Source organism: Synechococcus sp. H55.10 (genome assembly GCF_047502715.1).
In the GTDB taxonomy this organism is placed as follows: domain Bacteria; phylum Cyanobacteriota; class Cyanobacteriia; order Thermostichales; family Thermostichaceae; genus Thermostichus.
Map to the genome: position 1 here is coordinate 1 of NZ_JANSJJ010000004.1, position 21,944 is coordinate 21,944.

General features: G+C 60.3%; 22 protein-coding genes and 1 tRNA gene. 13 read left to right on the forward strand and 10 right to left on the reverse strand.

Features of this window, described 5'->3' with window-relative positions; genetic code table 11:
- The first annotated feature begins 259 nt into the window (after positions 1-259).
- On the forward strand, positions 260-1,090 hold the full coding sequence (locus NW858_RS00215; protein ID WP_414337825.1) for a hypothetical protein: 831 nt from the start codon (positions 260-262) through the stop codon (positions 1,088-1,090).
- 5 nt (positions 1,091-1,095) lie between these two features.
- Here the strand turns inward: NW858_RS00215 and NW858_RS00220 are convergent, their stop codons facing one another.
- From NW858_RS00220 to obgE, 4 genes are all read right to left on the reverse strand, one after another.
- On the reverse strand, positions 1,096-1,701 hold the full coding sequence (locus NW858_RS00220) for a PAP/fibrillin family protein (protein WP_414333155.1): 606 nt from the start codon (positions 1,699-1,701) through the stop codon (positions 1,096-1,098).
- Between the two features lie 73 nt (positions 1,702-1,774).
- A complete protein-coding gene (locus tag NW858_RS00225; RefSeq protein ID WP_414333157.1) occupies positions 1,775-2,470 on the reverse strand; it encodes an L-threonylcarbamoyladenylate synthase in 696 nt (231 codons plus the stop codon).
- 21 nt (positions 2,471-2,491) lie between these two features.
- Positions 2,492-2,860, reverse strand: a complete 369-nt coding sequence (locus NW858_RS00230) for a hypothetical protein (RefSeq protein ID WP_414333159.1) — start codon at positions 2,858-2,860, stop codon at positions 2,492-2,494.
- Between the two features lie 60 nt (positions 2,861-2,920).
- Complete coding sequence (gene obgE, locus NW858_RS00235) at positions 2,921-3,958, reverse strand: GTPase ObgE (RefSeq protein ID WP_414333215.1); 1,038 nt, start codon at positions 3,956-3,958, stop codon at positions 2,921-2,923.
- A gap of 217 nt (positions 3,959-4,175) precedes the next feature.
- Between obgE and NW858_RS00240 the strand changes: the two genes are divergently transcribed.
- The gene (locus NW858_RS00240) at positions 4,176-5,144 is read left to right on the forward strand and encodes a 30S ribosomal protein S1 (RefSeq protein ID WP_414333161.1); all 969 of its coding nucleotides are present in this window, start codon (positions 4,176-4,178) and stop codon (positions 5,142-5,144) included.
- Positions 5,145-5,157: 13 nt separating this feature from the next.
- Here NW858_RS00240 and NW858_RS00245 read toward each other — a convergent pair whose 3' ends face one another.
- The 3 genes from NW858_RS00245 to NW858_RS00255 form a co-directional block, all read right to left on the reverse strand.
- Positions 5,158-6,711, reverse strand: a complete 1,554-nt coding sequence (locus NW858_RS00245) for an AAA family ATPase (RefSeq protein ID WP_414333217.1) — start codon at positions 6,709-6,711, stop codon at positions 5,158-5,160.
- 163 nt (positions 6,712-6,874) lie between these two features.
- The gene (locus NW858_RS00250) at positions 6,875-7,921 is read right to left on the reverse strand and encodes a thiamine phosphate synthase (RefSeq protein ID WP_414333163.1); all 1,047 of its coding nucleotides are present in this window, start codon (positions 7,919-7,921) and stop codon (positions 6,875-6,877) included.
- Between the two features lie 48 nt (positions 7,922-7,969).
- Positions 7,970-8,305 (reverse strand): hypothetical protein, encoded by a 336-nt coding sequence (locus NW858_RS00255; protein WP_414333165.1) that lies wholly within the window; start codon positions 8,303-8,305, stop codon positions 7,970-7,972.
- A 60-nt stretch (positions 8,306-8,365) separates the two neighbouring features.
- On the opposite strand from NW858_RS00255, the gene NW858_RS00260 reads away from it, so the two are divergent.
- The 7 genes from NW858_RS00260 to NW858_RS00290 all read left to right on the forward strand — a co-directional run bounded on the left by NW858_RS00260 (position 8,366) and on the right by NW858_RS00290 (position 16,495).
- Positions 8,366-9,583, forward strand: a complete 1,218-nt coding sequence (locus NW858_RS00260; RefSeq protein WP_414519260.1) for a lipid-A-disaccharide synthase-related protein — start codon at positions 8,366-8,368, stop codon at positions 9,581-9,583.
- Between the two features lie 92 nt (positions 9,584-9,675).
- Positions 9,676-11,511: an NAD(P)H-quinone oxidoreductase subunit F gene (locus tag NW858_RS00265; protein WP_414347190.1), complete on the forward strand. Its 1,836-nt coding sequence runs from the start codon at positions 9,676-9,678 to the stop codon at positions 11,509-11,511.
- A 13-nt stretch (positions 11,512-11,524) separates the two neighbouring features.
- Positions 11,525-13,042: an NADH-quinone oxidoreductase subunit M gene (locus NW858_RS00270; protein WP_414347188.1), complete on the forward strand. Its 1,518-nt coding sequence runs from the start codon at positions 11,525-11,527 to the stop codon at positions 13,040-13,042.
- Positions 13,043-13,096: 54 nt separating this feature from the next.
- Entirely contained in the window at positions 13,097-14,263 is a 1,167-nt protein-coding gene (locus tag NW858_RS00275) for a CO2 hydration protein (protein WP_414519262.1), read from the forward strand.
- Positions 14,264-14,420: 157 nt separating this feature from the next.
- A tRNA-Cys gene (locus NW858_RS00280) sits at positions 14,421-14,492 on the forward strand.
- Positions 14,493-14,522: 30 nt separating this feature from the next.
- Positions 14,523-15,683 carry a pyridoxal-phosphate-dependent aminotransferase family protein gene (locus NW858_RS00285; protein ID WP_414333171.1) on the forward strand — a complete coding sequence of 387 codons (1,161 nt, stop codon included), beginning with the start codon at positions 14,523-14,525 and terminating at the stop codon, positions 15,681-15,683.
- A gap of 143 nt (positions 15,684-15,826) precedes the next feature.
- Positions 15,827-16,495 carry a PHP domain-containing protein gene (locus tag NW858_RS00290; RefSeq protein ID WP_414519264.1) on the forward strand — a complete coding sequence of 223 codons (669 nt, stop codon included), beginning with the start codon at positions 15,827-15,829 and terminating at the stop codon, positions 16,493-16,495.
- Positions 16,496-16,523: 28 nt separating this feature from the next.
- Here NW858_RS00290 and NW858_RS00295 read toward each other — a convergent pair whose 3' ends face one another.
- Positions 16,524-17,570 carry a potassium channel family protein gene (locus NW858_RS00295; protein ID WP_414519267.1) on the reverse strand — a complete coding sequence of 349 codons (1,047 nt, stop codon included), beginning with the start codon at positions 17,568-17,570 and terminating at the stop codon, positions 16,524-16,526.
- A gap of 90 nt (positions 17,571-17,660) precedes the next feature.
- On the opposite strand from NW858_RS00295, the gene NW858_RS00300 reads away from it, so the two are divergent.
- Positions 17,661-17,873 (forward strand): DUF2997 domain-containing protein, encoded by a 213-nt coding sequence (locus NW858_RS00300; protein WP_414333176.1) that lies wholly within the window; start codon positions 17,661-17,663, stop codon positions 17,871-17,873.
- A gap of 39 nt (positions 17,874-17,912) precedes the next feature.
- On the opposite strand, the gene NW858_RS00305 is transcribed toward NW858_RS00300, so the two are convergent.
- Both NW858_RS00305 and petE read right to left on the reverse strand, forming a co-directional pair.
- Entirely contained in the window at positions 17,913-18,143 is a 231-nt protein-coding gene (locus NW858_RS00305) for a hypothetical protein (protein ID WP_414333177.1), read from the reverse strand.
- A 199-nt stretch (positions 18,144-18,342) separates the two neighbouring features.
- Positions 18,343-18,735: a plastocyanin gene (petE, locus tag NW858_RS00310; protein ID WP_414333219.1), complete on the reverse strand. Its 393-nt coding sequence runs from the start codon at positions 18,733-18,735 to the stop codon at positions 18,343-18,345.
- A 1,589-nt stretch (positions 18,736-20,324) separates the two neighbouring features.
- Here petE and NW858_RS00315 point away from each other — a divergent pair.
- From NW858_RS00315 to NW858_RS00325, 3 genes are all read left to right on the forward strand, one after another.
- Positions 20,325-20,729 (forward strand): hypothetical protein, encoded by a 405-nt coding sequence (locus tag NW858_RS00315; RefSeq protein ID WP_414333179.1) that lies wholly within the window; start codon positions 20,325-20,327, stop codon positions 20,727-20,729.
- Positions 20,730-20,823: 94 nt separating this feature from the next.
- On the forward strand, positions 20,824-21,042 hold the full coding sequence (ndhO, locus tag NW858_RS00320) for an NAD(P)H-quinone oxidoreductase subunit O (protein ID WP_414333180.1): 219 nt from the start codon (positions 20,824-20,826) through the stop codon (positions 21,040-21,042).
- Between the two features lie 49 nt (positions 21,043-21,091).
- Positions 21,092-21,937, forward strand: coding sequence for a cell division protein FtsQ/DivIB (locus NW858_RS00325; RefSeq protein ID WP_414519269.1), 846 nt, complete (start codon positions 21,092-21,094; stop codon positions 21,935-21,937).
- The last annotated feature ends 7 nt before the right edge of the window (positions 21,938-21,944 follow it).

The following is a 21,944-nucleotide window of genomic DNA, read 5'->3' on the forward strand; positions in this document are numbered from 1 at the left end:
GGGCAGAGGAAGAGACAAAAATCTCGCCGTAAAGCGGATGGGGAAACCCCACCCGCCTGCGCGGTGGGGTAGTTCATGAGAGACAGAGGTTGCCGGTGGGATAAACTGAGATGCAGACAGGTGATTTTTGAACCTGACCTCTGCCCTGGTTCTCCCGCTCTGGTGGTTCTGATAAACAAAAACGATGATGTCCTCCCGCTCCTCTTGGGTCCCAGGTGCCGCTGCCGCGGGGAGCGGGCTCTTTGTCTTCGCATTGGTGGTGGGCCTGCTGGATCAGATCCTGCCGACCCTGCCCAAGGTTTCCCTGTCCTTGGCCGGGATCCCTGGCCTGGTAGCGGCAATTGGGGCCTCCTACGGGGTTTGGCGGCTGGTTCAGATGGGTCTGCAGTCGCATTCCTGGCCTGACTTTCGAGCCTCGCTGCTGGCGGCTGTGTCCCCCTTCGATCCCGCCGATCACGGTGGCAGGCCGCGGCGACCCGAGGTGGATCCGCGTCCTCTGCAAGTGGCTGAGGAGATCCGCCAAACCCAGCTCCGCCACCAAAAGATCCTCGACCGCATCAAGCAGCAGGTGAAAGCCGAAATCCAAACCTGCGAACGCGCCCAAGCGCAACTGCGCAGCGAGCAGCAGCGGTGCCGAGTTCTGCAGGCCCAAGCCCAACAGTTGCAACGGCATCTGCAAAATCTCCAAACATCACCCCCGCCCTCTTCCCCAAACTCCAAACCGGCCAAACCCACACCAGGGCGGGAACTGCACCAAAAGCTCCGCCAGCTTCAATCGCAAGTTACCGCCCTAAAAATAGAGCTGGAACGCCAAGGGATCCAACTGCAGCAGTCGGAAGCCGAGCGGGCCCAGCTCCAGCAGCAGCAGCAAAAGCTCAAGCGCCTCCTGCAGCGCACAAAATGCGAGAATCGGCAGTTGCGCTCTCAACATGACCAATGGGCTCGGCAACTGGAGCAAACTCAACAGGAGCTGCAGGTTTTACGGCAGTCCTACCGTGCCTTGCAGGTTCTCCAAGAAATAGGCGCTACCTTAGCCCAGAAGCCACTCCCTGAGATCCCAGAAAAGGAGCCTTCTGGAACCTCCAGCTAGCAGCCTCAACTCACCCGCTTGAGCACGAACACACTCCCCTCGCTGCCCCGACCCATCCGTAAGTCTTCATCCAAATAGGTAATGTCCAGCCAGCCTGTTGGCTCGCGGCGGCGAAGGTCGATCTTCACCGCCGGGATCCGCTCTGGAGCCCGTTCAAGCAAATGGAGAAAACTCTCGATCTCGTAGCTCATCAACGCTTGGGAGCCGAGCACAAAGCGCTCGAAAATGACCCTGACCCGGCGTTCCGACTCCGGGTAGAAGCGGGCTGCCACCGCCAAAACTCCCCGTGGCAGCCAACCGGATCCCTGGATCTCCGCCACGTTGAAGACCCGTCCAGCTTTGGCCCGAATGCACTGGTAGATCTCGCCGGTGGTCAGAAAGGGCAACTTGGCCAGCCGCAGCAGGTCTGTGCTGGTGGTAAATAGGGTGAGCCAGTTCCCCTCCAACTTTTCAGGGGCAGAGGTTGGCCTGGGGGTGGGGTTGAGCACTTCCAGGGCAGCAATGTGAGACAAGATTTGGGCTTTCTGGTCAGGGGAAACCTTCCGGCCTCGGTCGGCCACCTCCAGCAGGCGCAACAGGGCCAGTTTTTGCTCAGCCAAAGACCCAGGCATGGGCTTACCGCAGCAGCACGACCCTATTTTAGGAGTTGGTGGCAGCCGAGTAGGGAAAGGGGGATCCCGGCCCTCAGCCAGTCAGCTCTTCCACCCGCCTGAGCTCTGCCACCTGCTCGTACCCCAGGCCTGCCCGCACCAACAGGGGCTCCGGCCCCGTGAGATCGATGACCGTCGAGACCTGGGCCCGATAGGGAGCCTCGTCATCCAGCACCAGATCCACCTGTTTCTCCAACTGTCGCATTTCTTCGGCGGTAAAGATTCCCCCCTCTTCCCAATCCCCAACAGAGTCAAAACCCACCTCCAAAGAGCCGACGGGATCCCCGCCCAGCTTGGCCGAGGTGGAGACGATGGGGTTGCCTAACTCGGCCAACAGCGCCTGACAGATGGCCGAATCGGGCACGCGGATGCCAGTGGTTTTCCGCTTGGGATCCATCACCAACCGGGGCACCAGCTTGGTGGCCGGCAACAGAAACGTAAACGGGCCTGGGATCAGCCGCCGCATCAGTCGATAGGCGGGATCGCTCACCTGGGCATACTGGGCAATTTGGGAAAGCGAAGGGCACAAAAAGGTGAGGGGCTTGTCGTTGGAAAGCCGCTTGAGACGCCTTACCCGCTCCACCGCTTGCTTGTGGGTCACATCGCAGCCAATGGCATAGACCGTATCAGTGGGGTAGAGCATGACCGCCCCTTCCCGCAGAGCGGCTGCAATCCGTTGGATGGAGCGGGCCTGGGGATGCTGCGGATGGAGCTTAAAATACTCGGCCATTCGGGAGAAAAAAGCAAAATCTCAAGATTCGGGGCAGCTAGGGCTTTCCGCCACTTCCACAACCCCTGCAGAACGGGGAGTGGGCGGCACCGGCAGGGATCCCTGCGGCCAGTCCTTCAGTTGTTGCATCAGGGCTTGGATATGCAGACGTGGCAGGTAGGGCCAGTCGCCCGCCTCCTCTAGATCCTGCAGCACCCGATACAAAGCTTGACGGGTGTTGGGCAAAGCCTCCCGAAAGGCACCCTCCAGGATTGCGCGGTGCATCTCCTCCAGCAGCCGCAGGAGCAGCAACAGCTCCACACACGCTCCTGCCCTCGCCTGGGCTGCCTGTTCAACAGCCAACATGATCTGACGCAAATCCGGTGGCAGATCCTCCGCCGAGATATACATAGCCACTTATCTCTGGAGCTTGGCAAGGCATGGGCTCTCCCATTCTAGGATGCTTCCGCCTCAGGACTGGATGGATTTTGCCCCCACGAGATCCAGCTCCGCAGGGGATCCCCGACCCAGGCACTGCCACACCCGCTGCAAGAGCGGATCCAGCCCCTGCCTGGCAATCGCAGAAATGGCCACCACCGAAGTGCCGGCGGCAGCCGATAGCCTCTGGGTGCGCTCGGCAACCTGCTGAGGATCCAGAACGTCGATCTTGTTCAAAACCAAAATTTGCGGCTTATCGATCAACCCGTGGCCGTAGGCGCGCAGCTCCTGCTGAATGGTCTGATAATCTCTGACGGGATCCGCCGCTGTGCCATCCACCAAATGGATCAGCACCCTGGTGCGCTCCACATGGCGCAAAAACTCGTGGCCCAGCCCCACCCCCAAGTGGGCCCCCTCGATCAGCCCCGGAATATCGGCAAACACCACCCCATCTCCGGAAGGATGAGGCACTACCCCCAAATTGGGCTGCAGGGTGGTGAAGGGGTAGTCGGCAATCTTAGGCCGGGCAGAAGAGACCACCGAAATCAGGGTGGACTTGCCCGCATTGGGCAGGCCGACAATGCCTACCTCGGCAATCAACTTCAGCTCCAGGCGCAGGCGCACCCGCTCTCCGGGTTCGCCCTTGGTAAATCGGCGGGGGGCACGATTGTGGTTGCTTAAAAAATGGGCGTTGCCCAGGCCGCCTCTGCCCCCGCGGGCCACCAACACTCGATCCCCCTCACACACTAGATCCCCCAGCAGCTCGCCGGTTTGAGCGTTGAACACCATCGTGCCACAGGGCACCCGCACCAGCCGATCCGCACCACCAGCCCCGCTGCGATGGTTGGGCCCCCCTTTGGCCCCATGTTCTGCCTTGATCACCGGCTGAAAGCGAAAATCCAGCAAGGTCTGCAGGCCGGGATCTGCTACCAGGATCACCGAGCCGCCCCGCCCACCATTGCCACCGGATGGCCCCCCAGCCGGCACATACTTTTCGCGGCGGAAGGCCACGATGCCATCTCCGCCATTTCCCCCTTGCACTTCAATTTCGGCTTGGTCAATAAAGTGCAATCGTTCTTCTCCCAAATCTTCTATGCTCTAGCTTGGCAAGATCGCCGGGAAACTTGCCACAAAAGACGCCCCGCTGAGCTACTATGGTATTTCCCCAGCCACATCCGCCGCAGGTGGGAAAGTGGGAGAGTAAACATACTCTCATCTGGGGCTTTGCCAAACTCGACTGGCCTTCTACCCATTGATTCCGCGCAACTAATTCTGTTACTGCACCCCTATGAGTCGATTCACCGCTGCCGATGTAGGTTTTACCACTGAAGACTTTGCCGCTCTCCTGGATAAGTATGACTATCACTTTAGCCCCGGTGAAATTGTGGCGGGTACGGTCTTCTCGGTGGAGCCGCGCGGTGCTTTGATCGATATCGGGGCCAAAACGGCTGCCTTTCTGCCGCTCCAGGAGATGTCGATTAGCCGCCTGGAAGATCCACACGAGATGCTGCAGCCCGGAGAAACCCGCGAATTTTTTATCCTCACCGAAGAGAACGAGGAGGGGCAACTGACCCTCTCTATCCGCCGCATCGAGTACATGCGGGCCTGGGAACGGGTACGACAGCTCCAGAAAGAAGATGCCACCGTCCGCTCAACCATTTTTGCCACCAACCGAGGTGGGGCTCTGGTGCGGATCGAAGGGCTGCGGGGCTTTATTCCCGGATCCCACATCAGCACCCGCAAGCCGAAAGAAGAGCTGGTGGGTGAAGAGCTGCCCCTGAAGTTTCTGGAGGTGGACGAAGACCGCAACCGTTTGGTGCTGAGCCATCGCCGCGCCTTGGTGGAGCGGAAGATGAACAAGCTGGAAGTGGGCGAGGTGGTAGTCGGCACGGTGCGAGGCATCAAGCCCTACGGCGCCTTTATCGATATTGGCGGCGTCTCCGGCCTGCTGCACATTTCCGAGATCTCCCACGATCATGTCGACACGCCCCACAGTGTCTTCAACGTCAACGACGAAGTGAAGGTGATGATCATCGATCTGGATGCGGAGCGGGGGCGGATCTCGCTGTCCACCAAGCAACTGGAGCCCAATCCCGGCGACATGATTCGGGATCCCAAGCTGGTGTACGAGAAAGCCGAGGAAATGGCAGCCAAGTACCGCGAGCAAATGCTGGCTGCCAAGCAAGGACAGGCGGAGAAAGCCCCAGCGGAAGTGGCGGAGGAAGAGCTGGAATACGCAGCGACGGCTGTGGAATAAGGTGGTTTCGGGATCAAGGGCTGGTGGGCAACGGTGAAGCTGGATGCTGGGAAGCAAAGCACTGCTTCATTTCCTGTAGCACCTGGGCATCTTGAGAAGCTGTCCTGGCACCCGCTTGGGCAGCCCAGCACTTGAGGCTTTCGATCTGGTCGCGGGCGATGGCGGCCAGGGGTACAGTTTCCCGGATGGACTGCAGGATGTCTTCTTGGGTGAAATCGCGCCGAGCGCCGCTGCCGCCGCCCCCAAAGGCGTTGTACATCGCATCCACGATCGCCTGCTCGATCTCGGCGCCGCTGAAGTCTTGAGCGGCTGCCGCCAGGGCATCCAGGTCGAACTCCCGCAGGCGGCTGGGGCGCAGCCGCTGCAGGTGCACCCGGAAGATCTCCTTGCGCTCGGCTTGGGTGGGCAGGTTGAGGAAAAAGATCTCGTCAAAGCGGCCCTTGCGCAACAGCTCCGGCGGCAGCAGGGGCACGTTGTTGGCGGTGGCCACGATGAAGACCGGGCTGGTTTTCTCCTGCATCCAGGTAATCAGGCTGCCAAACACCCGGCGGCTGGTGCCCGAATCCCCGTCGGCGCTGCTGGTGATGTTGCCAAAGGCCTTGTCAATTTCGTCGATCCAGAGCACACAGGGGGCCATGGCTTCTGACAGTTGGATCATCTGCCGCACGCGGCTTTCTGATTCCCCCACAATGCCGGCAAAGAGCCGCCCGGCATCCAATCTCAGCAGGGGCAGCCGCCACTCGTTGGCGATGGTTTTGGCGGAGAGGGACTTGCCGGTGCCCTGGATCCCCACCAGCAGCACGCCCTTGGGGTTGGGCAGGCCGTAGCGCCGCGCCTCTTCGGTAAAGGCTTCCTGGCGCACCCGCACCCAGGCCTTGAGGTTGTCCAGCCCGCCCACGCTTTTCAGGGTCTCGCGGGCGGTGAAAAACTCCAGGATGCCCGTCTGGCGGATGGCCTGCTTTTTCTCCTCCAACACCAGGTCAATATCGGCCTCGTTCACCTCCTGCTTGGCGGCCAAGGCGCGGGCCAAGACGCGGCGGATGCGCTCCCGGCTCAGCCCCTGACAGGCTTTGACCAGTTGCTCGCGGGCCAGGGGGCTGAGCTTGAGTTTTTCCGGGGCCACGTAGAGCTGGATGAGGCGGCTGATCTCTTCGCTGTTGGGCAGGGGAATGTCGACAACAGTGATCTCCTCGGCCAGGTCGCTGGGCACCTCCAGAGTGTGGCTGAGCAGGATCAGCATTTTGCGGGTGCGCTTGAGCTCGCGGCTGAGGTTTTTCAGCTCCCGCAGGATGGGGGCATTTTTGTCGCTGCTGGCGTTGCGCAGCACAAAGTGCAGATCCCGCAGCACAAACAGGGTGTCTTCCTGGGGGGCCGAGCGCCACACCCGCCCTAGAGCGGCCATGATGGAGCCGCGGTCTTCGCCGGTATCTTGCCAGCCCCGCACCACGTCCCAGAACAGCAGCCGCCGCGGCGGATCGGTTCTCTTGGCTACTTGCACGAGCACGGCGTCCGCCGGCTCCTCTTCGGGGGAAACCAGGTAGAGCAGGGGGTAGCGGGCCCGGATCATCAAGTCCAGCTCCCGCACCAGCTCCCCTTGCACTTCGGTGGCAATCCCGCTCAAGCCGGGATCCCCGCTGCTTTGCCGATTGCGATCGGGGAGCTCTTTGAGATCTTTTGCGGCCTCTGCCATCGGGAGTTAGAAGGGTCTTGAGAAGATTCGGGGTCTATCTTCAGGATAGAGCAGGGATCCCTTGCAGTTCGGCCAACATGGCGCGGGCGGTCTGGGTGGGATCCGCCGCTTCCATCAGGGCCCGCACCACGGCTACTCGGCTGGCGCCTGCCTGGCGCACCTCGGCCAGGTTGTGGAGATCGATGCCGCCGATGGCAAACCAGGGCAGATGGGCCTTTTCGGCGGCCAGGCGCACGTACTCCAGGCCGGCAGGGGGTTTTTCCGCTTTGGTGGGAGTGGCATAGACAGGGCCGACGCCGATATAGTCCACGCCGCTATTGAGGGCTTGGGCCAGCTCTTCAGCGTTGGTGGTCGACAGGCCAATCAGCCGCTGCGCTCCCAGCAGTTGCCGGGCTTGGGCAACCGGCAGATCCGTCTGCCCCAGATGTACCCCATCCGCTTGGCTGACCAAAGCCAAGTCCACCCGGTCGTTGACGATCATCAACGCCTGATAGCGGTCGCACAGTTGCCGCAACTGCCTGAGATCCCAGAGCATCTCTCTGTCGGGAAGGTTTTTGCGGCGGTACTGCACCAGTGTTACCCCCCCGCGTAGGGACTTTTCCACCACTTCCAGCCAGTGGGGCACCGGGCTGGTAACCAAATAAAGATGGGCTGCCAGGAGACGCTGCCGCAGGGATCCCCCCAGCAGCTCACTTTCCAGAACATAGAGCCGATAGCGCATGTCTTTGGCCAGCTTGGCCAGGCCGGGCGCTACCCAACGACTGGACTCGGCCAACTTGCCGTATTCTTCCAGCACCCGCAGCGCTTCTTGCACACGGCTGCAATTGGCCTGCAACAGGTGGCCGAGATCCCGCCGTTGCTCCTCTTGCGGGTGGGAGATCTGGGTGCCTGGGTCGGCAGGGGTATCGCGGGCCAGCCGCAGCGGGTCGCTGTGCCAGCGGGCCAGGGCTTGGCGCATGGCCTTGCATTCCGCAGAGAGCTTTTCCTCTTCCAGGCCGAAACGAAACCACTCCTCCAGCACCCGTAGCCCTTCGCGAGCGCGGTCGAGGTTGGCATCCAGAATACGGGCGACGGCCTGCGGTTTCATGTTCCCTGCACGTGGGAAGAAGAGGGAAGTTTAGGAGAATCTTGATCTCTACTGTAAATCGGAATGGTTTTTCCGCAGCTGTTCTTGGCTTTCGGCAGAAAGGGGTTGATGCCACAAGGCGTTGAGAAAAGCTTGCTGCAGCGTGTGGCCCCAGGCAAACTCCCGCGGGCCGGCCCCTTCCGGCAGGTAGGCCCAAGCGTAGCACTCACAGGCGGGAAAATAACGGATCTCCCACCAAGTTCCGCCTACGGGCACATCTTTCACTGCCCGTAAGAAAGGGCCACGATGGCGGGTGAGGCGCTCTTCTACGAAATAGGGGCCTTCGAGCTGGAGGGCCTCTACTGCCGCAATGAACTCGGCTCGTTGTCGCTCATTTCGCATCATCTCCCGGCTTCCCCTCTCGGATTGGCTCTATTGTAGGAGGAGATTTCTGGAGGATCCCGCTTGATTCAGCCCAGACCGGGAACCCAATTGCGCCTGGCGCCGCCGGTGCTGTGTCTGAGCAATGGACACGGGGAAGATGAGGTGGGCAGCCGCCTTGCCCTGGCCCTGATCCAACTGGGGATCCCGGTGCAAGCCCTGCCAATTGTGGGAGAAGGGACAGCCTACCAACGCCAAGGGATCCCCCTTCTGCCCGTTGCTCAAGTGATGCCGTCGGGGGGGTTTATCTATCAAGATTGGCGGCAGTTGTGGCGGGATCTGCGGGCTGGCCTGTTGGGGCTGACGGGGCGGCAACTGGCTCTGGTGCGGCGGGCGGCGGCTCAGATGAAGCTGGTGCTGGCGGTGGGAGACATTGTGCCCCTGGCGATGGCCTGGTGGAGCGGGATCCCCTATGTTTTCGTGGGCACGGCCAAGTCGGATTATTACTGGCGGGACGAACGGGGGCCGTACCGCCGCGCTTGGATGGGGCAGCCGGTTTCCGATTACCTGCCCTGGGAACGCTGGCTGATGGCCCACCGGCGCTGCCTGGGTTCTTTTTTGCGGGATGAGCTGACGGCAACCGCTTTGCAAAAACGGGGCCTGAGGGCCTTCTACCTGGGCAACCCGATGATGGACGGCCTGGAGCCGCGCGGGGCATTACCTTTAGATCCGCACCGACCGGCCTTGCTGCTCTTGCCGGGATCCCGTCCGCCGGAAGCCTACCGCAACTGGGCCCTGATGATGCAGGTGGTGGAGCGGATCCCAAGGGAGGTTCAAGTTTATGCTGCCCTCAGCCCCAACCTGGAACCAGACCAGCTTCAGGCTCGGATCCCACCTCAGCGCAGCGATGTACTTCTGGTTTGGGGGAACTTCGGCGCCTGTGCCCACCGGGCCACGGTGGTGCTGGCCATGGCGGGAACGGCCACCGAGCAATGTGTGGGCTTGGGAAAGCCGGTGGTCACTTTGCCGGGCGGGGGGCCACAGTTTACGCTCCGCTTTGCCGAAGCCCAAACCCGTCTGCTGGGATCCGCCGTCCACTTGACCTCGGTGGAGCAGGCCCCCGCTGTGGTTGGCCGGATTCTGGAGCGTCTGGCCGCCGATCCCAACTACACGGCTGAGTTGCAGGCCCACGGACGCCGCCGCATGGGATCTCCAGGCGCTGCCCGGCGGATTGCCGCCCAGGTTCGAGATTGGCTCAAGCCACCCGACCCGGTTTTGGAACCGTCCGAGCCGGGTATATAGTGATCTCAAATCCTTAACCAGAGAACGAGTTAAAAATCCTGACTGATCTCCGTTGGTTTTCTGTTCGTTGTCATTGTTCAATTTATTGGGTAATGTCAAACCTTTTGGGGTTGGAGAGCAGTTGGTGGATCCCTTGCTACGGGTGGGCGGGAACGGCGCTGGCTCTCCCTTGGGCCAGTGGCTGGATCAAGCGCAGTGGCCCGCGCCCGGCAGCTTACCTCAATATCCTACTGACCTTTGTGGCCCTTGCTCATGGCCTTTGGCTGTTGCGGCAGGTTTGGGGTCGGGATCCCCAGATCCTGAACTACCTCTGGTTTCGGGTGGCCGATCTGGATTTGACCCTGTCTTTGGAGGTTTCGTCTCTGACGCTGGGAACCGTTGTCTGGTTCAGCGGCTTGAGCCTGCTGGCCCAGATCTATGCCTTGGGGTATTTGGATAAGGACTGGGGCCTGGGTCGCTTTGCCGCCCTGATGGGCTTTTTCGAGGGCGGGATGACGGGGATCGCCCTCAGCGATTCGCTGTTTTTCAGCTACGCGCTGCTGGAGATGCTGACGCTTTCCACCTATCTGTTGGTGGGCTTCTGGTACGCCCAGCCGCTGGTGGTCACTGCAGCGCGGGATGCTTTTCTCACCAAACGGGTGGGAGACCTGTTGCTGTTGATGGGGGTGGTGGCGGTTTCCAACTTCTCCGGCTCTTTGACCTTTTCCGGCCTGCGGGATTGGGCGGCTACGACCAGCTTGGATCCGACTTGGGCGGCCTTGATGGGGTTGGCTTTGATTGCAGGGCCGCTGGGCAAGTGCGCCCAGTTCCCGCTACACCTGTGGCTGGATGAGGCCATGGAGGGGCCCAACCCGGCTTCGATCCTGCGCAACTCGGCGGTGGTAGCCTGCGGCGCTTTTGTCTTGATCAAGCTGCAGCCCCTTTTGGCTCTCTCTCCCCTCACCGATGGGGTGCTGGTGGCCATCGGCACGATTACGGCTATAGGGGGATCCCTAGTGGCCTTGGCGCAAATCGACCTCAAGCGCACCTTCTCCTACTCCACCAGTGCCTACCTAGGCTTGGTGTTTGTGGCGGTGGGGACGGGGCAGCCGGATTTGGCCCTGGAGCTGCTGCTCACGCACGGCCTGGCCAAGGCGCTGCTGTTTATGGGGGTGGGATCCCTCATCTACACCACTGCTACCCAGGATCTGACGGAGCTGGGGGGCCTAGGGAGCCGCATGCCGGCTACCCTAGCCGCCTTTGCCGTGGGATCCCTGGGGATGGTGGCCCCACTGGGGTGCTTTTGGACTCTCATTCGCCTGGCGCTGGTGTACAGCGAGCCGGCCCTGATGGGGGTGTTGCTGCTGGTTAACGGGCTGACGGCTTTGAACCTGGCGCGGGTGTTTGGTCTGGTCTTTTTGGGATCCCCGCAGCCCAAGACGCGCCGCGCGCCTGAGGTGGGCTGGCTGATGGCCCTGCCCATGGTTATCCTGACGGTGCAGAACTTGCTCATGCCCTGGCTGCTTTGGCGCTGGGGGCTTTATCCCGCTTGGATCCCGGAGCTGCAGCAGATGGCTGTCTTGCTGGGGACCGCAGGGTTGCTGGGAGGCGGTGTTGGTGCCTGGCTGTACTGGGGAGGCCGGCGGCGGCTGCGCCTGCCCTGGCCGGAGCTGCAGGATCTCTTGGCCCAGGATTTCTACACCGGGCAGCTCTACCAGGCGCTGCTGGTGCAGCCGGTCAGCGCCCTCTCCCGCGGACTGGAATGGCTGGATCGCAACGGGGTGGATGGCCTGGTGAACGGGGTGAGCCTGGCTTTTTGGTTTAGCGGCGAAGCCCTCAAGTACACCCTGTCGGGGCGGATGCAGCTCTACGTGCTGCTCATTGTCATTGGGGTCGTGGTGGTTACCGCTTGGCTGCTGCGTTCGCCCCATTTGGGATTGGCCTATTGAGTGGGAGGAAGCGATGCTCAGCCTTTTGGTCGGGATCCCGTTGTTGGGCAGCATCTTGGTGGGGCTGATCCCCGAGCGAGCGGGGAAGGGCCTGCACCGGACTTTGGCTTTGGGGTTTGGCCTGGCTTTGTTGGGGCTGAGCTTGGGATTGCTGCTGCTTTTGGATCCTCAAGAGCAAGGGATCCAGATGGCCGAACGAGTGGCCTGGATCCCGCAGTTGGGCTTGGTTTATGAGCTGGGGGTGGACGGGATCTCCCTGCCGCTAGTGGTGATGACTGGCTTGCTGGTGTTGATTGCCCTTTGGGCCAGCGGCCAGGTGGAGCGGCCTCGCCTCTACTACAGCTTGGTGTTGCTGCTGGCAGCCGCCATTGCGGGGGCTTTTCTGGCCCAGAACTTGCTGCTATTCTTCCTGTTCTACGAAGTTGAGCTGATCCCGCTTTATCTGCTGATTGCCATCTGGGGCGGGCCGCGGCGCACCTATGCTGCCACCAAGTTTTTGGTCTACACCGCTGTCTCTGGTATTCTGCTGCTGATTGGCTTTTTCGGCCTCAGTTGGCTGAGCGAGGTTCACAGCTTTAGTTACACCGTTCTGCAGGCCCACCCCTTGCCCCTGCTGCAGCAGCTTTTGTTGCTTGTTCCCATCCTGCTGGGGCTGGCCATCAAGATCCCCTTGGTGCCCTTCCACACCTGGCTGCCGGATGCCCACGTGGAGGCTTCCACCCCCATTTCGGTGCTCTTGGCGGGGCTCTTGCTCAAGTTGGGCACCTATGGCCTGGTGCGTTTTGGCCTACAGCTTTTGCCGGCTGCCTGGGAGCAAGCCGGGCCCTGGCTGGCCAGTTGGGCGGTGGCCAATGTGCTGTATGGATCCCTGAACGCCTTGGTGCAGCAAGATATGAAAAAGCTGGTGGCCTACAGCTCCATTGCCCATATGGGCTACATTCTCCTGGCCACGGCGGCGGCCACCCCCCTCTCCTTGGTGGGATCCCTATTCCAGATGGTGAGCCACGGCCTGATTTCCTCGCTGCTGTTTCTGCTGGTGGGTGCCGTCTACGCCAATACCGGCACGCGGGATCTCAGGTTGCTGCGGGGATTGCTCAACCCGGAGCGGGGCTTGCCGCTTATTGGCAGCTTGACGGTGTTGGGGGTGATGGCCAGCGGCGGCACGCCCGGCCTGGTGGGCTTTATTGCCGAGTTCACCCTCTTTCGGGGCAGCTTTCCCGTCTTCCCCCTGCAGACGCTGCTGTGCATGGTGGGGACAGGATTGACGGCGGCCTACTTTCTGCTAATGGTGAACCGTGTCTTTTTCGGGCGCCTCTCGGAGGTGGCCATTGCCATGCAACGACATGCCGCCGGAGAACGCCTGCCTGCTGTAGTTCTAGCAGTGCTGGTGGTGTGGCTCGGCCTCCAGCCTGCCTGGGCAACCCATTGGGTGGAGTCCACCGCCGCTCACTGGGCCAGGCCGGTGGCCCTCAATCTTGCTGAAGCAGGCAGGCCGATCACTGCTTTCGGGCCTGGGTCATCTTCGTTGTGACGATTTGGTGAGATCAACTGGGTTTTTGTTGCTGTCTCAACTGCTGCTTCTCCCATGACTGCTACCCTGGTTCCCGCTCCTTCCTGTTTCTTTCTGGCCGGCTTAGATCCTCTAGAGCAATGGCGACTGGCTCCTATTGTCCAACGCCTAGAGGCAGGGGGAGCCCTTGTGCCGGATTCCCCCAGCAACCGGCTGGAGGTGATCGGCATCCTCCATAGCTACGGCCAGGTGCTGGATGCCTACTCCCAGAATTTAATCTTCATTGCCGACCACCAATTTTTGGAGCTGTTCCCCGCTTTTAAGTACTTTAACGGCGAAATTACGCCGGGCAAATGGCTGCGCTACCTCTGGCACGATCGCATCAACTACGAGTTTGCCGAATACTGCATGAAAGCCATGCTCTGGCATGGGGGGGGCGGTCTGGATCGCTATCTGGATACTCCCGAATTTGTCGAGCGAGCCAAGGTGGCCATTCGGGCCAAGTTCCGCTTCAACCCCCTTCTGCAGGGCCTTAACTTCCTCTGCCCCGACTTTGCGCTGGAACAGGTGCGCATGCTGGCCATGTACAGCGGCCTGGGCCAGTTTTGGCGGGTGATGAGCGATCTCTTCCTGACCCTGGCCAAGCGCCACGAGAGCGAACCCCAGCTCACCCTTGCCGACGTGGTGGCCCACATCCAGCAGGGGTTGGTGGCAGCCGCCAACAAGCCCATCACCTACGCTCCCTGCATCTGGGGCCACCGCTACGAGATCATCCCCCTGTCGGCGGGGCTGACCTTCCTGCCCGACACGGCCCTGCCCTACGTGGAAGCCGTGTTTTTCCGCTCTTTCCCCTTCATGGGCACAGTCTCCTACAACGCCCAGGCGCACCAGATCCCAGTCGAGCAGGCGGACTTCGCCTATGGAGCCCTCTATGCCGATCCGCTGCCGGTGGGGAGCGCCGGGATCCCACCCACCCTCTTGATGCAGGATATGATGCGCCACCTGCCTGAGTCTTTGCGGGAGCACTACCGCCGCCAGCCGCGCGGGGAAGATGACCTCAGGGTGAAAATCTGCCTCAGCTTCCAAAAGGCCATGTTCTGCGTTACCACTGCCGCCCTGCGGGCCCTTGCCCCCTTTCCTCTGGAAACCCAGGATCCAGAGCAGCAGTCGGCTAACCGCGAGTTCCTTGCCCCTTGGCTGCAACGCCTGCTGGGATCCCGTCTGTTAAGTGTGCAAGACTAATGTTGGTTCTGTCGTTTTTCCAGGGACGCTTGGAGCGATATCTGGCTCGCCAGAAGAGCAGGGGCTGCTTTGTAACATCCTACGTCTGTAGCTCCCACGCAGCGGTGGCTAGGGGATCCCATTTTCGGATACAATGTCTTGTCTGATTGAGGAGTAGGGTGGCGTAGCCAAGTGGTAAGGCAGAGGTCTGCAAAACCTCTATGCGCCAGTTCGAATCTGGCCGCCACCTCTTAAACCTGACCTCCCTGGCGGGACACGCATGAAAGACAAGTTGATGTTGATGATCCCCGGCCCCACTCCCGTTCCCGAGAGTGCGCTGCTGGCTATGGCGCGGGGGCCTATCGAGCACCGCAGCAAAGAGTTCACCGCCATTCTGGAAGAGGTGACGGAGGGGTTGCGTTGGCTGCACCAGACTACTTCCGATGTGTTTGTCTTTGCCTCCAGCGGCACCGGGGCCATGGAAGCCGGGATCCTCAACACCCTCAGCCCAGGGGAACGGGTTTTGGTGGGGGTCAACGGCAAGTTTGGCGAGCGCTGGGCCGAGATGTCGGAGCAATTTGGCCTGCAGTGCGAGCGGATAGAAACCCCCTGGGGCGTGCCCTATCCCGTCGAGGTCTTCCAAGAAAAGCTGGCCGCCGACCGGGAGAAGACCATCAAGGCGGTCATTCTCACCCATTCGGAAACCTCTAGCGGCGTGGCCAACGACGTGCAGGCCATTGCGGCTGCCGCCCGCGAGCATGGGGAAGCGCTGGTAATTGTGGATGCGGTCACCAGTTTGGGGGCGATGCCAGTGCCCATGGACGAGTGGGGCTTGGATGTGGTGGCCTCTGGATCCCAGAAGGGCTACATGATCCCGCCGGGGCTGGGGTTTGTGGCCGTCAGCCCGCGGGCCATGGCTGCTGCCGAGCGCTCTCGCTTTCCCAAGTACTACTGGAGCTTCAAGCTGGCCCAAAAAGCCCTACGCCAGGGCACCACTCCCTTTACCCCGGCAGTAAATCTGTTTTACGCCTTGCAAGTTACCCTGCGCCTGATGCGGGCGGAAGGGTTGGAGGCCATCTACCGTCGCCACGACCGCTTGGCCCAGGCCACCCGCGCCGGTGTCAAGGCGCTGGGGCTGAAGCTTTTGGTCAACCCAGAGTCGGCGGCCAGCCCCTCGGTGACAGCCGTGCTGGCTCCCGAAGGGATCAACGCCGACACTATCCGCAGCACCCTGAAGAAGCATTTCGACATTGCCCTTGCCGCCGGCCAAGACCACCTCAAGGGCAAGATCTTTCGCATCGGCCACCTGGGCTTTGTGAGCGACCGAGACATTCTCACCACGCTGGCTGCTCTCGAGTCAACCCTGCACACACTGGGCTACAGCGACTTCTCTCCTGGAGCAGCCCTCAAGGCTGCTGAAGAGATCTTGACCAACCCTTAGGGATCCCTGGCCACTACTGTAGTTCTCCACACCTGGCACCCCTCCTGCACCCCGGCTAGAATGGGTGGACATCCTTAACAAAACATAAAACTTCGGAGCTTAGCTTCTCTGGAGCAGCGCCTGTTGGGGAGGCAAGGGTAGCCATGCTGGTTGGTTTGCAATGGGATCCCTGTAGAGTGGCTTCTGCGGTGGAGCTGCGGCGGGTGCTGCAAGGGATCGGCCCTCTTTCTTGTCCCTTGCAGTACAACTTTCATCTGCACACCTGCTGCTCCGATGGGCGCATGGATCCGGCAGACTTGGCAGAGCAGGCGCGCCGGCACGGCCTCAAGGGCCTGGCCATCACCGATCACCACACCCTGAAGGGCTACGAACAGGCCCGCGCCCACCTGGATCGCGCCGAGGATCCCATTCTGTGGCCGGGGATCGAGATTACAGCCAACCTGCTGGGCTGCGAGGTGCATATTCTCGGCTACGGGTTTGATCCTGCCGACCCTGTTTTGGATCCCTACATCCAAGGGGAGCAAGTTCCCGGCCTGGCCGCTGCTGAGGCCATTGGGGCCATTCAAGCGGCTGGGGGCCTGGCAGTGCTGGCCCATCCTTTTCGCTACGGGTTGCCTGCGGAAGAGCTGGTTCCGGAAGCCGTGGAGCTAGGATTGGACGGCCTTGAGGTCTACTACGCCTACAAAAACCCGGAGATTTGGATCCCCTGCCCCGAAGTGACGGGGAAGGCCGAAGAGTTGGCCGAGACCTACGGACTTTTGAAAACCTGCGGCACCGATTCTCATGGCCCCAGTATCCTGAGGCGGATTTGAGCAAAGCCACCCAATAGAAAACTGGCTCCTAGGGGCGGGGATAGAGCAACTGGCCCAGGCGACGCAACTGCTCGGCCGTGCCCATACACAGCAATAGATCCCCCGGCTGCAGCAGGGTATCTCCACTGGGGCCGCCAATCAACTGGCCATCTGCCCGCCGAATCGCCACCACCAAAGCGCCAGAGCGGGCTCGCAAATTGGCTTTCCCCAAGGTTTGGCCGACATAGGGGCATTCTTGGGCCGCCAGTTCGTACTCCTCCAGGTAAAAAGTGCGATCCCGACCCGACAGGATCCCATCGACAAAGTCCACCACGCGGGGGCGCAAGGCAGCCGCCGCCATCCGCTTGCCGCCTGTGATATAGGGAGAAATGGCGTGGGCAACGCCCGCTCGCTGCAGCTTTTGCAAAGCCTCTTCCGTGTTGGCGCGGGCAATGGTGCGGATGCGAGGGTTCAAGGTGCGGGCCGACAGCACCACATAGAGGTTTTCGGCATCGCTGGAGAGGGCGGCGATCAACCCCTCGGCCTGCTGCACCCGCGCTGCCAGCAAGGTGGCATCCAGGGTGCTGTCCCCCTGGAGAGCGATATATCCCAGCTCTTGCGCCACCTGAATTGCCTCGGCAGATTGATCGATCACCAAAAACGGCACTCCCTCTGCCTGAAACTCTTGCGCCACCTGCCGCCCAATGCGTCCAAAACCGCAAACGATGTAGTGGTTGTTCAGCGCTTCCATCTGTTTCTTCCACTTCCGCTGCCGGATCCCTTCCTGAAAATGCCCTTGGATGAGGGCCTCCGTAAAGCGATTCACCATGAACCCAATGCTCAGAACCCCCATCAGGATCAAGGCCACCGTGAACAAACGCCCCCGCTCCCCCAGCGGCCTCACCTCCATGAAGCCCACCGAGGTCAAGGTGATAACGGTCATGTAAAAAGCTTCCACCCAAGGCCACTGCTCCACCCCGTGGTACCAGAGGGTGCCGATCAGGACAACGCCCAGCAGCGCCCCTACCCCCAATCCCAGATCGCGACGGATGCCGGGATCCCCTTTGGCAGCCCGAAAGATACGAGAGGAAGCCATAGAGCCTAGCCAGATCTGGCCAAGGAAGAGGAAGCAGAAACTAAAATGGGAAGAAAGTCAGTTGCTGACTCGGTAGCGAGTGGAGTGCCGATGCCTGAGTACATCAAGGTGGAATATCGGATCGACAAAAACGGACAGGTTACCGAGACCGTACTGAACGGATCTGGCTCCAGTTGTACTCTAGCCACGGCAGAGCTAGAAGCAGCCCTTGGAACTGTGCAAGAACGAAAGCTGTTGCCGGAGTTTCATCAGCCAGCAGAAGCCGAGATAGAATCGCAAGTCTCTTTACCGCAAACCTGCTGACTCCGTCTCCTTGCCCCCAGTTTTCCCCTATCTACCTGCCTACTTTCGCTTCTTGCCCCCCCTGCCAGCAGCGCCGCTGGACCGCGCCGCCCCAACTGCCGACTGAAACAGCCAAACCGCCAACGGAGCAGCAACAACCAAGATGATACTGGTGGGGCCGACGCCAAAATCCGGCTCGCCAGAAGCCAGCTCGAAAATCGAGCCAACAGCAGCAATGGCGCTGAGGCAGGAAACGGCCAAGAGCAGGTAACCTTTAACGCTGGTGGTCATACAGAACTCGTTTGTGGACTATTTTTGTGGACTGTAGCTGCGCAGCAGCAAGGCAAGACGGTCGAATGCGTGTCCATTCGCCAAAAAGCCCTCCCACTCCTGAGAGGGCTGTCTTTACATGCTAAAAGCAGGGATCCCTGGCCAGCAAGGCCAAATCAAAATGCGGATCCCTGAGGCTTCTGGGGGCTAGGGTGTCGATCTAGCCGTTTACGATGATCTTGCCGACCATTCCGGCCCCACGGTGGGGCGTGCAGTAGTAGGTGTACTCACCCGGAGGGACATCCACAAAGGCCGATTCTACTGCTTGGTTGGGAGCGGTGAGCAGGGCTTTGTGGGAGAGCTTGGCCGCCAAAGCGGCATCCCCACCGGGCACCTTGTCAAAGACGACGTTGTGGGGATAGACCTTGTTGTTCACCCACCGAACGGTATCCCCTTGGTTGATGGTCAGAGAGGGCGGATCGTAGACCAACTGGGCTTTGTCGGATCCCATCTTGACGGTGTAGGTTTCGGCAGCCGCAGGGCTGGACAAGAACGCTACAGCCACCACCCCAACCACAAGGCTGAGCAGGATGAGCTGCAAACGCTTCACCAGGTTGAAAACTAGAAACATGGATTCCTCTCAAAACGTGACAGCAGTTATCCCAAACTCTGCAGTTTAGTTGCCACTTTCCAAGTTTTGACGTACCTACCCCAACTCTAGCTTGCTTCCGCAAGCGACAGCCGGAGGACTCTTGGAGCTTCAGCGACCGTCGCTGGCAAGCCAGCCCTACACGATCTCCACATCTATCTTGGAGTTGGGCGTTCGGCTTTGCTGGCGCGCGGCGCTTTGCCTCACCGCGACTTTGGGTTGGAAAGCTGGAAACTTAGCTTTTGTTTCCAACTTTAGTTTGGCACAAAGCCGCTATGAACGGTGGGGTTTTAGACCCAGGTTCTTTGATAACTAGGCTCATCGCAAAGTAGAGCATGCCCAACCGGGGGGCAGCAACGTTACCTCCTTGACAGGGAGCGGCAGCAGACCGAACCCGTGAACAGCACAACCCTTCCACAGGTGGATGCCGCGTTGGGTCAGTTGCTTTCCCCGCCGGCGTGGGTTGGGTGCAGGTTCAACAAACGGTTGTTGGGCCGGGGACATCGTGGCCCTGGCTGGCACGGGCGGCGGCTCAAATGGTGGGATTGGGCGGGTTGGGAAGTGCCCCAAGATCTGGGGAAGGGAAACTCCAGATCCCATCTTTAGGCCCCGCAAAGAGCAAGTTTTCCAGGTTGCGCTCACGCCTACTCGAAAACCCTTGGAGATAGAGATTCTTTCTCCGTGGGATCCCTGAAAGCCCAAGGCTACTTTGCTCGATGCAATCAGTGGGGCTGCCGATGCAAAAGAAGGCCAGACCGTCATAGCCTTAAAGAGCAGGTTGTTGAATACTGCTGGTTATATCCCTTCGATATTCTTTGCTGGCCCTCTTAAGATCATCTGAAAGCAGTCGGTTACTGAGTCCTCACCCAATCGCGAGCTTGTTGAGATGAATGTACAGCGTTCACCCATAGTTAGCTCAGCCAAGAGCCACCTTATAAAAAGCCCAGAATCGACCGAGCAGCGGCTTAACATTCAAATCTTGGCTCGCTGTATCGGCACTGCCTTGAACCTGGGCGCTCCCCTTAGGGTTGAGGTGCACTACACTCCACAAGCACATGAATAAGCTCTGAATAAGTTTTGCTCAACCCAGTTGTTTCTCTGCTTTGTTGGCTTGCTGAGGGTGGCTTGGCGAGGAAACTCAAACTGCTCGGAGTGGCCACTTGGCCGAGAAAACCGTCTGCCCAGGCAAGCATAACGCTCTAAGTTAGCTTAACATCAATGAAGTAGACAGGCTAAAACCCCTCTGCTTCAGCGAGGGGATACAGCCAACCCAAGGGGCTTTAGCCCCTAGCAAGGTCGAATTAGCAACAATGCTTGGACTAGATCCAAGCAGAGTTGGTAGGGGGCTTTTGACTGCTCCCACCCACCTTAATCCGTGGGTGACAGCTCAAAGGGCAAGCAAAGCGATGTGGCTTCAGCCTGTTGCCTAGCGCCCTTTGGGAATCCTCTCTCTTTCAAGGAGGGGAGAAGTCAAGACTGGGCTTGGCCTTACCCGGCCAACTCAGTGCCCAGGGATCCGGATCAACTTCCTTCGCGTTGCAGGCAAAACAACCATGGTAGGCATCTTCAAGCGCTTGTTTGGCTCTCGTGGCCAAGCAGATTCCCCACCCTCAACGAAAACTGTTGCCAAGCCAACCCCCAAGAAAGAGAAGAACGACAATACCTTTTTTCTCGATCCAGACGAGGCCAAAACCCTTGGCAACATCGAGTACATGCGCACCCCCAGGATTGTGAAGCACACCTTCCAGGATTTCGGCAGCAAGGAGAAGGTGGAGGTGGTGGAGCAGGTCTCCTCTCTTGGCAAAGTTAAGCTGTCTACAGAGCCAGCCAAAACTCCTGAAGCCGCTTCTGAGCAGGGATCCGCGACTTCGAGCAGCAGCGAAGCCGGCCCGCGGCGCCAGGGCGGATCAGACATGGATCTGTTCCGCAACATGGCCCGCAGCCTGAAACGAAAATAGGCGAATTCAGATTGATCCCGGTCAAAGCCAATTTGCGGCAGCGACAGGCGTGATACAACTGCTATCGAATCCACACTGAACTGGAGAAGGAGCAATGGCGATTAAGCGAGGCACCCTGGTGCGGGCCATCCGCGAGAAACTGGAGGGCAGCCTAGAAGCCCAGGCAAGCGATTCTTTGATCCCCAACTACGTTTTCGAGACCGCCGGAGAAGTGGTGGATATCAAAGATGACTACCTGCAGATTAAGTTTGGGTCTGTTCCCACTCCTACCATTTGGCTGCGGGCGGATCAGGTTCAGGAGATTGCAGGTTGAATAGAAGCAGGGAATGCTCCACACCCTGTAATGGGGTGAAGAGGGTTCAATGGCACTTTTGGCTGCTCCTACCCGTGAGCAACTTTTGCAGCGCAGGCGACTTTTGCGTCGGCAGCGGCGCAGCCAATTCTGGCAGGGATCCTGGCGCTTGACCAGTTCGATGGCCGTCTTGACGCTGCTGGTGCTGGGCCTGCGGCAGCCCTACTGGCAAATTCGTCGTCCGGAACAAATTCAGGTTGAAGGTGCCCACTGGGTCGATTCCACCTGGATCCGGGCGCAATTGCCCCTGCGGTATCCCCTCAACATTTGGCAGGTGCAGCCGGCTGTTTTGGAGAGAGCCCTGCTGGGATCCCCGGCCCGGCCTTCTCCCATCGAAAGCGTCCAGGTGCGGCGGCGGCTGCTGCCGGTGGGGGTGATCGTCCAAGTGCGGGAACGGCAACCGGTTGCACGCGCGCGATGGGGCGACCGGATGGGCTGGGTGGATCGGCAGGGCAACTGGCTGCCTCCCGATCCGTTTCGGCCCCCTGGCCCCAGCGGATCTCACTCTTCTTGGCCGGAGCTGGAGTTGCTGGGGTGGGAGAACCAGGCCCCGGAGCAATGGGCGCGGTTGCTCCAGGCCCTGCAGCAGTCGGAAATTGAGATCCAGGCAGTGGATTGGCAGTCTGGAGAGGGGATTACCCTCCATACCGAGCTGGGCAAGGTCTACCTGGGGCCGATTTCCGACCGCTTGCCTTTGCAAATTCAGACCCTTAACCAAATGCGGGATCTGCGCCGCTACTGCGAGTGTACACCCGACGACATTCTCCAGATCGACCTGACCAGCCCCAGCGTGCCCACCCTGCAGCTCACCCCTGCCGCCACCCAGGAGCGCTGGAAACACCTGCAGAAGCCCTAGCCTTGCC